General features: G+C 69.2%; 10 protein-coding genes and 1 pseudogene. 8 read left to right on the forward strand and 3 right to left on the reverse strand.

Annotation, left to right across the window (positions count from 1 at the left end; all coding sequences use genetic code 11):
* Positions 1 to 334, forward strand: a pseudogene (locus KRR26_RS24180) (hypothetical protein); the annotation flags it as partial.
* Between the two features lie 123 nt (positions 335 to 457).
* Complete coding sequence (locus KRR26_RS24185) at positions 458 to 1,585, forward strand: trigger factor (protein WP_120204627.1); 1,128 nt, start codon at positions 458 to 460, stop codon at positions 1,583 to 1,585.
* A gap of 73 nt (positions 1,586 to 1,658) precedes the next feature.
* On the opposite strand, the gene KRR26_RS24190 is transcribed toward KRR26_RS24185, so the two are convergent.
* Positions 1,659 to 2,684 (reverse strand): hypothetical protein, encoded by a 1,026-nt coding sequence (locus KRR26_RS24190; protein WP_120204629.1) that lies wholly within the window; start codon positions 2,682 to 2,684, stop codon positions 1,659 to 1,661.
* Between the two features lie 328 nt (positions 2,685 to 3,012).
* Here KRR26_RS24190 and KRR26_RS24195 point away from each other — a divergent pair, with 328 nt between their 5' ends.
* The 6 genes from KRR26_RS24195 (at position 3,013) to KRR26_RS24220 (ending at position 9,510) form a co-directional block, all read left to right on the forward strand.
* Positions 3,013 to 3,732 (forward strand): hypothetical protein, encoded by a 720-nt coding sequence (locus KRR26_RS24195; protein ID WP_236069152.1) that lies wholly within the window; start codon positions 3,013 to 3,015, stop codon positions 3,730 to 3,732.
* Positions 3,733 to 3,760: 28 nt separating this feature from the next.
* The gene (locus KRR26_RS24200; protein ID WP_120204633.1) at positions 3,761 to 4,258 is read left to right on the forward strand and encodes a hypothetical protein; all 498 of its coding nucleotides are present in this window, start codon (positions 3,761 to 3,763) and stop codon (positions 4,256 to 4,258) included.
* Positions 4,259 to 4,503: 245 nt separating this feature from the next.
* On the forward strand, positions 4,504 to 5,052 hold the full coding sequence (locus tag KRR26_RS24205; protein WP_120204635.1) for a chalcone isomerase family protein: 549 nt from the start codon (positions 4,504 to 4,506) through the stop codon (positions 5,050 to 5,052).
* A 123-nt stretch (positions 5,053 to 5,175) separates the two neighbouring features.
* The gene (locus KRR26_RS24210) at positions 5,176 to 5,988 is read left to right on the forward strand and encodes an OmpA/MotB family protein (protein ID WP_120204637.1); all 813 of its coding nucleotides are present in this window, start codon (positions 5,176 to 5,178) and stop codon (positions 5,986 to 5,988) included.
* Positions 5,989 to 6,018: 30 nt separating this feature from the next.
* On the forward strand, positions 6,019 to 8,637 hold the full coding sequence (locus KRR26_RS24215; RefSeq protein WP_217080972.1) for a TonB-dependent receptor domain-containing protein: 2,619 nt from the start codon (positions 6,019 to 6,021) through the stop codon (positions 8,635 to 8,637).
* 3 nt (positions 8,638 to 8,640) lie between these two features.
* A complete protein-coding gene (locus tag KRR26_RS24220; RefSeq protein ID WP_120204641.1) occupies positions 8,641 to 9,510 on the forward strand; it encodes a hypothetical protein in 870 nt (289 codons plus the stop codon).
* Between the two features lie 259 nt (positions 9,511 to 9,769).
* Here the strand turns inward: KRR26_RS24220 and KRR26_RS24225 are convergent, their stop codons facing one another.
* The gene (locus tag KRR26_RS24225) at positions 9,770 to 11,026 is read right to left on the reverse strand and encodes an Hsp70 family protein (RefSeq protein WP_120204643.1); all 1,257 of its coding nucleotides are present in this window, start codon (positions 11,024 to 11,026) and stop codon (positions 9,770 to 9,772) included.
* Between the two features lie 111 nt (positions 11,027 to 11,137).
* Positions 11,138 to 11,623, reverse strand: a complete 486-nt coding sequence (gene rraA / locus KRR26_RS24230) for a ribonuclease E activity regulator RraA (protein WP_120204646.1) — start codon at positions 11,621 to 11,623, stop codon at positions 11,138 to 11,140.
* Between the last annotated feature and the right edge of the window lies 1 nt (position 11,624).

The following is an 11,624-nucleotide window of genomic DNA, read 5'->3' on the forward strand; positions in this document are numbered from 1 at the left end:
CACCGCGACCCGCGCCGCCGCTCGCGCCGCGCTGAACGAGGGTGGCAAGGCCGCCGCCCGCGCCGCCACCACCGCCGCCGCTCGCGCCGCCGCCGGTCCGCTGGCCAAGGCCGCGGGCCGCTTCGCCCCGGGCGCCAACGTCGCCATCGCCGCCTTCGACGTGGCCAGCGCCTACTCCACCGTGCGCGACCCCAAGGCCAGCACCACCAAGAAGGTCACCAGCGTCATCACCGCCGTGGGCTCCGTCGCCGCCGCCACCAACATCCCGGTGGTCAGCCAGGTGGGCGCCGCCGTCTCCGCGGTCTCCAGCTTCGTGGGCGGGCTCTTCGGGTAGTCCACCCTCCCGGGAACTTCTGGGTATTGTCGCCGGAGGGCCCTATTCTGGTAGGCACCGTTGAGTCGCTCTCGCTTCAATCCCGTCTGGGATCACGGTCGCTATCTGCCAGGAGGCCCCCCGGTGGCCAGCAGTGACAAGAAGAACGCCTCGAAGAAGCCGTCTCCTGCGCCCGCGGCGGCCCGAGGGACTCCGCCTCCCGCGGAGTCCCCGGTGCGGCAGTTGGTGCAGCGCCTCCCCGTGGCCACGGGCCTCCAGGGCGCGCCGAACCTGCCGGAGGTGAGGGCGCCCTCGCTGGACGGGCTGGACATCACCGTCCCCGCGCCCGAGGACCTCACGGAAGAGGACCTGTTGCAGCGCTTCCATGAGCTGGCGCGCGCGCAGGCCCAGACCCGCCCCCGCGAGGAAGGCGAGGCCGTCGCCATGGGCGACGACGTGCAGCTCGACATCCTGGGCTATGCCCACGGCCAGCTCATTCCGCTGAGTACGCGGCTGGGCTTCTGGATGGAGTTGGCGCCGCAGGCCATGCTGCCCGGCTTCGCGGAGGTCATCGCCGAGGCCGAGGTCGGTGACAGCCTGGAGGTGGGCGTCACGCTGCCGGACGAGTACCCGGCCGAGCAGCTTCGCGGCAAGCCCGCGCGCTTCATCGTGGACGTGCGCGCCGCCCGCGAGGTGACGATGCCCGACACCGAGTCCGATGCCTTCCTCCAGGCGCTGGGGCGCGGTGACACGCATGAGGCCGTGATGGACTCCATCGTGGACGAGATGGAGCAGGAGATGGCGGACCTCCTGTGGGTGGACGCGCAGGGCCTGGTGCTGGACACCGTGGTGGCGCGCGCGGACGTGACGGTGCCCAAGGCGCTGGTGGACGAGGAGATCCGCCGCCGCTGGTCGCAGCTCGAGGGCGAGTCCCTGGCGCTCAAGCAGTTCAGCCTGGAGGAGCAGCAGGAGGCGCTCGACGGGTGGCTGCATCACCCGGGCATCCGCGAGGACGTGGAGCGGCGCCTCAAGATCGCGCTGGTGCTCCGCGCCATCGCCAGCCGGGACAAGCTGGAGCTGACGCCCGAGAAGATGCTGGAGCTCTTGAGCGAGTCCTCCGAGCCCTTCGGCATCACCCCCGCGCAGCTCCGCGAGTCGCTCACCGACCCCACCGCCGCTTCGCAGATGCGGGACGTGGCGTGGCACCTGCTCGCGGTGGAGCACGTGATGTCGCACGCCCGCGTGAAGTTCGAGGGCGCTGAAGAAGCCTGACGCCCGGGCTCCGGCACATCGCCGGAGCCCGAGTCACGCTCGCGGACTCACATGCCCCGCGAGCGGAACGAAATCACTCGCTCCAGTACTGCTCGCTCATCACGCCGAGGCCGGTCGCGGTGTCGACGAAGAACGCCATGTTGTGGCCGCTGAACGGATCCTCCTCGTACTTGAAGTAGCAACCCTTGAACGTGCGGCCCTGGGTCTGGGCGCTCAGGTTGTTCAGGCCCGGCGCGATGAGCGCATCCGGAAACGGATGCATGTGGTGGGCGTAGTCCACCGTGTTCGCCACCACCGAGTTCACCTCGGCCGCGGTGGCCAGGGTGGCGCGCATGGGGGGCAGCGAGTTCGGGTACCCCGGAATGTCGATGGCGTCGATGCCGAAGCACTCCTGCATGGAGACGCGGTAGCCGTAGTGGTGCAGCGTGCCCCACCAGTCGAAGTGGCGGTACACGCGCCCGTAGAAGTCTCCCCGGGGCGTGGCTTCAATGGCGGCCGCGAGGTCCTCGAACGGCTTGCTCAGCGTCGCGGCGTTGCGCAGGCCGCGCATGCTCACCGTGGCGATGCCCGTCGTGTTGCTGATGGCGTCCACGGAGGTGAAGGGGCGCTGGGTGAGCAGGTTCACCGCGCCGTTCCACGCGTTGGGCAGCACCTCGTGCAGCTCGGTGGAGCTGATGTTGTTCACCAGCGACACGATGGCGGCGGCGTCATCCGCCGAGACCGCCAGCTCGTCCACGATGCCCGCGCAGCTCGCCGTGATGTAGTGCTCCGTGCGCGCGCCGCCCTCAATCTGTTTCAGCCGCGCCGGGCCCACCAGCCGCACCGCCGCCACTTCCGCCAGCGTCACGAAGGGCGCCGTGGTGCGCCGGGCCACCAGGTTGTTGACCACGTCGCTCGGCAGGTACACGTCCAGCGTCTGGAACGAGGCGCTGTTGACGAACTGGATGATGCCCTGACACTCCGGGGCCACGTCCACGTCAGTGGACGTCAGCGGCGCCTCCTGGCGCGCGGTGTTTTCGGTGGACGACTCGGGGGCGATGGGACCACCGCAACCCGCGAGCATGCTCACAGCAAGTACGGCTGAGCCGAAACGACGCATCGAGGACTCCTCATGGGGGGCACTGCGAAAGCCAAGCCTCCATACATCAATAGCGAGTGTTTCGGACAGAACCCGACCCGCTGAGTATTCACGAAGTCGGCACTTGCAATGAGATGCCTGCTCAAGTGAGTGATACATTTATTCGGGATATTGCTGGGACCTGCGCGTCCCGTGTCGCTCGCACCACACCCAGAGCGAAGGCGAGAGGGGAGGCGGGCGCGAAAGTCGTCGTCAAAGCAGGGGTGATTGCCTATAGAAGCAGGACGACATCCCGAGACTCACGCGGCCCTGCCCGGGGCCGCGCTCGGTGCCGCCGGAGGCTCCGCTGTTGCAGCAGGCATACGCCCGTGTTTTCCCCAGGGGCTCGGTGTTCTGGCTCGTGCTGGGGCTCGCGCTCATCTACGTCGTGGTGGCGGCGCTGCTCGCGTTCGGCTCGGTGTACGTGCTGCCGCGCGGGCTGCTGGAGCACCTCTTCCTGTCTCGGATGGGCTTCTTCCTGTTCCTCTTCGGGATTCCGGCGGGTGTGTATGCCCTCGGGTGGCGCGCCAGTGACGCGTTCGCCTGGCTGCAAGCGCCCGAGGCGCTGGTGCTGGACGCGGAGGGGCTGCGCGCGGGCGACACGTTCATCGCGTGGCGCGAGGTGCGCTCCATCGTGGAGCGGCGCATGGACGATTGCGTCGTCCTGGAGCACCCCGCGGGCGCCTACCGGCTGCGGCTGGACCTCTGGGATGACGGGGATTCGCTCTACGCCGAGGTGCGCGCGTGCGTCATCCCGGTGGTGCTGGAGCGCGTGCAGCGGCAGGTCGCGCGGGGAGAGTCGGTGCGCTTCGGACCGCTCACGCTCAGCCGCGAGGGGCTGACCCATCGCGGGCAACTGCTGCGCTGGGAGGACATCGACAGCATCCGTCGCCAGGATGAGGAAGACGAATCCGTGGCGACTCGGGAATGGGTCATCGTCGCGCGCGGCACGTCGCGAAAGATAGACGAGGCGAAAATCATCAACGCCCCCGTGCTCCTGGCTTACCTGTCGGCCCGACTGGCCGATTGACCCCTTCTCCAACCGCAGGCGTCACCTCATGCAAATCTACAGCTCCGCTCGGACGAAATCGAAGGCCCAGCAGCCGCACGAACTCTATTACTCACGGACCCGGCTCATCGCGGGCGCCGTGGCCTTCACTGGTGCCACGCTGTTCTTCGGAACGCTCACCTGGCGGATGATGGGCGAGCCGCTCGGCATGGTCCTCATCGGGCTCATCACGCTGGCCACGGCGTGGATGGTCTTCAATTGCATCCGCGCCCTGGGGCGCCTGGACAAGCCCGCGCTCGTCATCAGCCAGGAAGGCATCCTCTTCGAGGATGGCCTGCTCATCGCCTGGGAGGACATGGAGGAGAATACCTTTATCAACCAGACGTACATGGGCCTGCCCATGATGCGCATGGTGCAAATCAAGACCCGGCTGGAGCGCCCCCGCGTCAAGAAGCAGCGGGTCACCGCGCTCGGGGTCTCCAGCGATGAGTACCTGGCCCTCTGCGACCGCTACAGCCAGGACGAGGCACCCCCCTCGCGCCGCTGAAGCACGCCGCGCGCTCGCGCTCCGGACCCGACCCCGTCAGGCGGGTCCCTGAGCCATGTCGGACCGCCAGGGCAATCTCTCGGTTGCCCCGCGGACGGGGGGTCCTTTGTACGCCAACATCCTTGCCATTTCGCCCGGCTTGCCGTCCACTAGCCCACAGCCCGGTGATCCAGGGTGGTGGCCTCATGCGGGCCCCGTGCGCACCGTTGCGATCACCGACGCGGCAGCAGCAAGGGGATGGGTGCATGACGGGGAAGCCATGGCGCAATGGGACGGTGTGGATGGCACTGGGGGTGCTTCTGGCCACCGGTGTCGCTCACGCTGGCCAGGCCGGTGGCGTGAACATGCCGGACTCGCTCCAGGTGGAGGGCCGCACGCTGGCGCTCACCCACATGGAGCTCAAGCGCAAGCTCTTCTTCAACGTGTACGTCTGGAGCCTCTATCTGGAGGACTCGCCCTCCTGCACCACCCAGGCCGTCGCGTCGGACAGCCTCAAGCGCCTCCACTTCCGCTTCCTGCGCAACATCAGCCGCTCCCAACTGGTGGAGAGCTTCCGGGATGGGCTGCGCCGCAACCCGAACCTGCGCGATGGCTCGCTGCACCACGCCATGGAGACCCTGCTCAACTCGCTGCGGGACGTGCACAAGGGCGGTGACCTCGTCCTCACCTACGTCCCCGGCTCCGGGCTCCTCGTCGCGGGGGAGGCCACCGGCGGCCTCCTCATCCCCGGCAAGGGCTTCGCGGATGCCCTCTTCTCCGTCTGGCTGGACGCGCACCCCATCTTCCCCCACTGAGCCTGCCTGACCGCCCTCCTGCCAGGAAGGTTGCGGCTCAAAATTTCAGCACTCCGCGCCTGACGACCCGGGTCCGGAACGCTAGGCTCGCGCCTCCACCATTTGTCGGGAGGATGCGTACATATGCGGACACGTCTGGTGCTGGCGGCTCTCGTTGCTCTGTCCACGGGCTGCGTTTCGCAGGGCAAGTTCGACGCGAAGGCCTTGGAGGCCGAGCAGCTCGCGAAGAACCTCACGGACGAGAAGGGGGGCCGGCAAGCCGCCGAGGCGAAGGTGAAGGAGTTGGAGGAGCAGGGGGCGGCGCTGGCGCAGGAGAAGGCCGCGCTGGAGTCCCGGCTGAGCACCGCTGAGTCGCGCCTGACCGAGTCCGCGGCCGAGCGGCGCGCGCTGCAGGAGCAGAACGCGCAGCTCGCGGCGCTCAACGAGGAGCTGTCGCGCAACTCCAAGAAGCTGGCCCAGGCGAAGGAGGAGCTGGAGAAGAAGAGCTCCGAGTACGAGAGCCTCGCCCAGAGCCTCAAGCAGGAGATTTCCGACGGCAAGATCCAGCTCTCCGAGCTGAAGGGCCGCATGACGGTGCAGCTCAAGGACAAGATCCTCTTCGCCTCGGGCTCGGCGCGCGTGGGCAAGGAGGGCCAGGAGGCGCTCGCGAAGATCGCCGAGGCCCTCAAGGGCGTGAAGGGGAAGATCATCCGCGTGGAAGGCCACACGGACGATGTGCCCACGGGGGGCGGCGCGTTCCCCACCAACTGGGAGCTGAGCCTGGCGCGGGCCATGGCGGTGGTGCACTCGCTCCAGGACTCGGGCGTGGACCCCACCATGCTGTCAGCGGCGGGCTATGGGCAGTACCAGCCCATCGCGCCCAATGACTCACAGGAGCACAAGAGCCTCAACCGGCGCATTGAAATCGTGCTCGCTCCCAGCCTCGGAGGACGCTAGGACGGTGCGCGGGAGACCCGCGCACCCCCTATGAAAACGCTCGCCTCCGTTCTCTGTCTTCTTCTCGCGTCCGCGTCGGTGGCCCAGCAGGCTCCGGACGCGGGCGCCGACGCGGGCATCCCCGCCGGCGTCCTCACCAAGCCCCCCGCGCTCACGCGCCAGGTGGAGGCGACGTATCCGCCGGAAGCCGCCGCCCAGCAGTTGGAGGGCACGGTGGTGATGGTCATCGACATCTCGGAGACCGGCGCCGTCACCGCCGTCGAGGTGTCCCAGCCCGCGGGCCACGGCTTCGACGAGGCCGCCATGGCGGCGGTGAAGCAGTTCGAGTTCGAGCCGGCGGAGGTGGACAATGTCCCCGCGCCGGTCCGCATCCAGTACGCCTACCAGTTCGTCTTCCGTCCCGCGCCGCCCCCCGAGTCCTCGGATGGCGGCGTGGACGGGGGCGCGCCCGAGGCGCCGGTGAACTTCAGCGGCCGGGCGCTGGAGCGCGGCACGCGCAAGCCGCTGGTGGGCGCGGAGGTGGTGCTGCCGGAGCTGGAGCAGTCCACCGTCACCGACTCGGACGGGCGCTTCACCTTCCGGGGCGTGCCGGTGGGCACCCACGCGGTGCTGGTGGTGCTGGGCGGCTATGACCGCTTCCGCACGCAGGAGGCCGTCAGCGAGGGCCTGGAGACGCAGGCCACGTACTACGTGCAGAAGCGCTTCTTCAGCCCCTACGAGACGGTGGTGCGCAGCGCCCGCGAGCGCAAGGAAGTCACCCGCACCACCATCCAGGCCGCCGAGGTGCAGCGCATCCCCGGCACCCAGGGCGACACGCTGAAGGTGGTGCAGAACCTGCCCGGCGTGGCGCGCCCGGCGTTCAATGGTGGACAGCTCGTCATCCGAGGCACCAGCCCGCAGGAGTCCGGCGTCTTCCTGGACGGCCTGCGCATCCCGCTGCTGTATCACTTTGGTGGGCTGACCTCCGTCTACAACTCAGAGCTGCTGGAGGCGGTGGACTATCTGCCCGGCAACTTCTCCGCCTACTACGGAGACATCACCGGCGGCGTCATCAACATCCGCAGCCGCGAGCCCCGCACGGACCGCGTCCACGGCACGGTGGGCGTCAGCCTCATCGAGTCCAACGCCGTGGTGGAGGGCCCCATCACGGACACGCTCAGCTTCGCGGTGGGCGGCCGGCGCTCCTATGTGGACCTGGTGCTCAAGGCGGTCCCCCAGAGCGAGGACGGCCCCAACCTCCAGACCGCGCCGCGCTACCACGACGCCCAGGTCAAGCTCGTCTGGAAGCCCGCCAAGGCACACACCTTCACGGTGCAGGCCCTCACGTCGCGCGACCGTCTGGCATTGCTGTTCGACCGTCCCGCGGACGACGACCCGTCCGTCAATGGCAACCTCGACGTCACCACGGGCTTCAACCAGTTGCGGCTGCGCCACCAGTACCGCGATGGCGCCCTCACCCTCGACACGCAGGGACTCCTTGGCAACACCCTCGTCCAGTTCGTCATTGGCGAGCGCAACCTACGCATTGCGTCAACCGATGTGTATCTGCGACCCACGGCCGAGTATGTGTTCAGTGACGCGGTGTCCGTCGCGGGCGGAATCGACGTGGTGGCCAACTTCTCGAACGTCACGGCCAACATCCAGGCGCCGCCGCGCGAGGGTGAGCCGCCCAGCCCGCTGGTGACGGAGGGCCTGGTCACCGCGGACGGACACTTCACGCAGTACTTCCCGTCGCTCTGGGCGGAGGTGCGGTGGAAGCCAGTCCCGGGGCTCCTGGTGGTGCCGGGCGTGCGCGCGGAGAGCTACGTCTTCACGGACCAGGAGCACCGTCAGCGCACGGTCAACCCGCGGCTGGCGGTGCGCTACGCGCTGACGGAGACGCTGTCGCTCAAGGGCGGCGCGGGCGTCTACCACGGCCCGCCCATCCAGGATGAGCCGACGGTGCCCTTCGGCAATCCCAACCTCGGCGCCAAGCGCTCGCTCCAGTACGGCGTGGGCGCCGAGTGGCAGCCCGTCCCGGAGTGGTTCGTCAGCAGCGAGGTCTTCTACAACGACCTGACCGGGCTCATCGTCCGCTCCAACTCGACGGTGGTGCGCGACGGCGAGCAGGTGCCCGAGCGGCTGAAGAACGGCGGCGTGGGCCGCATCTACGGTCTGGAGTTGCTCATCCGCCGCTCGCTGACGGACCGGCTGTTCGGCTGGATCTCCTACACGCTCAGCCGCAGCGAGCGCCGGGACGAGCCGGGCGCGGCGTGGCGCCTCTTCGACAATGACCAGACGCACGTGCTGACGGCCATCGCCAGCTACAAGCTGCCGCGAGGCTGGGAGGTGGGCGCGCGCCTGCGCTTCGCCTCGGGCAACCCCACCACGCCGGTGCTGGGGTCGCGGCGCGACGACGTCACGGACGTCTTCATTCCGTACTTCGCCGCGGTGAACTCGCAGCGGCTGCCCTCGTTCAACCAGCTGGACGTCCGCGTGGACAAGACCTTCCTCTTCGACACCTGGAACCTGGATGTCTTCCTGGACGTGATGAACGCCTACAACAACGCGGCGGTGGAGGGCGTGGCCTACAACTACAATTACTCGCAACGAGAGTTCTTCAAGGGTCTGCCCATCCTGCCTGTCATTGGCGCCAAGGGGAGCTTCTAGGCCATGCGCAAGTCCATCCTCCTCGCCTCGGTCTTCGCGCTGTCCGCGTGCGGCCCCGACTTTGAGCTCCAGAGCGAGATTCGCCGCGTCCGCGTGCTGGCCATCAAGAGCGAGCCGGCCGAGCTGGTGCTCGACCCGAACGCCTCGCAGCTGCCGCCGCCCGTCACCTTCACCGCGCTGGCGGTGACGCCGGATGCCCGGCCCGTCACCGTCTCGTATGCGCTGTGCCGCCCGGACGTGAACCCCTACGGCGACACGGGCTGCCCGGGCTCGAACGGTGTCGAGCTGTCCGAGGGCGTGCTGTCCCTGGCGGACCCGCGCGTGCAGGCCATCCTGCGCGACTCCTTCCCGAACACGGGCACGGGTGGAGACACGCCGAACTTCAACGACCCGGCGGTGCAGAAGGCGCTCGCGCAGGGCATCCCGCTCTTCGTCGGCTACGAGGCCTCGGATGGCAGCGGCACGCCAGAGGGCATCGAGCGCGGCGTGCGGCGGGTGACGCTGCGGACCACCACCGCGCCCAACCACAACCCGAGCCTCACGGACGTGCTGTGGAATGACGTGTCCCTTTCGGGGCCGCTCCCCCTGGCCTCGGAGGTGCGCTTCCGCCCCGTGCTCGCGGACGGCAGCGCGGAGACGTACGACACGGCGGACGGCCCCAAGACGGAGCAGGTCTTCTACAGCTGGTTCGCCACCGGCGACGGCGAGGTGAAGCAGTTCCGCTCGCTGGAGCCCGTGGACGGCAAGCCCGGCGACCCCACGTCGAAGTACGAGACCGCGGACGTGCCCCAGACCGTCACGTTCTGGGTGGTGGCGCGAGACGGGCGCGGCGGCGTGGATTGGCTGAGCCGCACGGTCCAGGTCGGGCCCTGAGAGACGAAGAGCCCCGGCCTACGCCCTGGCCATGTTGGGCGATGCCCTCGCCGGCATGGCCAGCGTCGCGTAAATCCTCCCAGGTGGCGAGGCCCCGGGGAGCCTCGCCCGAGGCTTCGGCGAGGCCTTCAGCGGCGTCGCTGAAATCGTGGGCAACGCCGTCGAGGACATGAAGAACGACGACCTCAAGACGTACCTCGAGGCCGCGCTTCCCAACGACACGAACTACCGGGAGTGGTTCGCTCCCAGGTCCTCGGCCTCACGCCGTGAGGTTGGCGGAGGCCCGGCCGAGACCCTCGGCCACGGAGGTGAAGGCGTCGGCGGTGCGCACGCGGTCCTCACCGAAGCGGCGCACGTACAGCTCGCGCACGGCGGGAATCTGCGACGAGCCGCCCGTGAGGAACACCGCGTCGATGTCCTTCGCCTCGGGGTGGCGCGACAGCAGGCCGTCCGTGCACTCCTCCAGCTCGCCGAGCAGGCCGCGGCTGGCCTCGTCGAACTCGGCGCGGGTGATGGGCTCGTGCAGGTGGATGCGCGCTTCCTCGAAGTCGATGGTGGTGGACTCCTCGCGCGACAGCTTCACCTTCGCCGCCTCGATGGCGCGGAACAGCCGGTAGCCCAGGTTGTCCATGACCAGGTCGTGGAGCGCTTCAATCTCCGCCGGCCGGTCGCTCGTCTCCAGCATGACCTCCAGCAGCTCCTGGGTGGACTTCTCGCGGATGAAGGACATCTCGTGCCAGGAGAGCAGCTTGGCCAGCACGTGCTGCGGGATGGGCAGGCGCTTCTTGCTGATGCCCATGACCTTGTACGTGGAGCCCGCGCCGAAGCGGGGCAGCAGCTTGTGGCGCATGATCTCCGCGTCGAAGCGGTCACCACCCACGCGCACGCCGGTGGAGCCCACCACGTCCGGGCGCCGGTCCGCGTTGCCTCGGCGCGAGGGCCCCAGCCGCATCAGCGTGAGGTCCGTGGTGCCGGCGCCGAAGTCCGCCACGAGCACCAGCTCGTCGCGCGTGAGCTGCGCCTCGTAGGCGAGCGCGGCGGCGATGGGCTCGATGAGGAACTGGATGTGGGTGAAGCCGGCCAGCTCGGCGGCGCGGCGCAGGCGCTTCTCCGCGAGCGCGTCCCGCTCCGGGTCTGGCGTGAAGACCGCGGGGCGCCCGAGCACCACCGCGTCCGGAGGGCCGCCCATCCGCTCGCCCGCGGCCTCGCGCACGCGGCGCAGCAGCACGGCGACCAGGTCCTCGATGGTGTACGTGCGCCCGCGCACCTGGGTGGCCCGGAACGAGGTGCTGTGGAGGAACGACTTCACGGACTGGATGAAGCGTCCGGTGTTGTCCTCCAGGTAGCGCTGGATGGCGTCCGCCCCGGCGTAGAAGTTCTGCTCTTCGTCCGGGAAGAAGAGGACGGAGCGGAACAGGCGCGGCTCCGTCGTGTGGGGCTGCAGGGGCAGCACGGTCCCGTCAGGGAGTGCGGCGGCGGTGTTGCTGGTTCCGAAGTCGAGTCCGCAGGCGCGCATGGGGGGGCGCCCCTTATCACCCCCCACGCCGCGGAGGCAGTCAAAGTGGGTCCGCCTGCCTCCTCCGTGACACGGGAAGCGGGCAGGGCCTCACCGGCGGTGACGCGTCGCTCAGGACAGCGAGGTGTCGGAGACCACGATGCCGTCCGAGTCCGCGTACAGGTGCTGCCCCGGCCGGAAGGTGATGCCCGCGAAGCGAACCTCCACGTCGCGCTCGCCCTCGTTGCGCTTGAGGCTCTTGCGCGGGTGGGTGCCCAGCGCCTTCACGCCTACCGCGATGCGGCCCACGTCGTCCGCGTCGCGGATGCAGCCGTTCACCACCACCCCGGTCCAGCCGTTGCGCTCGGCGAGCCGCGCGAGCTGGTCTCCCACCAGCGCGCACCGCAGGCTGCCGCCGCCATCCACCACCAGCACGCGGCCTCGGCCTTCCTCCTCCAGCGCCCGCCGAACGAGCGAGTTGTCCTCCAGCGCCCGCACGGTGCTGATGGGGCCGAAGAACGCGCGGCGCCCGCCGTAGTCGAGCAGTCCGGGAGAGGCGACCTGGAAGTGGGGCGCGCTGCCGTGGGTGTCGCAGAGGTCGGCGGTCTTGAAGGTCATG

This window comes from Citreicoccus inhibens, from assembly GCF_019039035.1.
GTDB classification, from domain to species: domain Bacteria; phylum Myxococcota; class Myxococcia; order Myxococcales; family Myxococcaceae; genus Citreicoccus; species Citreicoccus inhibens.

Bases quoted from the DNA above. Each gene is read 5' to 3' on its own strand.
- KRR26_RS24225 (WP_120204643.1), bottom strand. From the start codon at position 11,026: ATGCGCGCCTGCGGACTCGACTTCGGAACCAGCAACACCGCCGCCGCA.
- KRR26_RS24205 (WP_120204635.1), top strand. From the start codon at position 4,504: ATGACGGGGAAGCCATGGCGCAATGGGACGGTGTGGATGGCACTGGGG.
- KRR26_RS24190 (WP_120204629.1), bottom strand. From the start codon at position 2,684: ATGCGTCGTTTCGGCTCAGCCGTACTTGCTGTGAGCATGCTCGCGGGT.
- KRR26_RS24220 (WP_120204641.1), top strand. From the start codon at position 8,641: ATGCGCAAGTCCATCCTCCTCGCCTCGGTCTTCGCGCTGTCCGCGTGC.
- KRR26_RS24215 (WP_217080972.1), top strand. From the start codon at position 6,019: ATGAAAACGCTCGCCTCCGTTCTCTGTCTTCTTCTCGCGTCCGCGTCG.
- KRR26_RS24200 (WP_120204633.1), top strand. From the start codon at position 3,761: ATGCAAATCTACAGCTCCGCTCGGACGAAATCGAAGGCCCAGCAGCCG.
- rraA (WP_120204646.1), bottom strand. From the start codon at position 11,623: ATGACCTTCAAGACCGCCGACCTCTGCGACACCCACGGCAGCGCGCCC.
- KRR26_RS24210 (WP_120204637.1), top strand. From the start codon at position 5,176: ATGCGGACACGTCTGGTGCTGGCGGCTCTCGTTGCTCTGTCCACGGGC.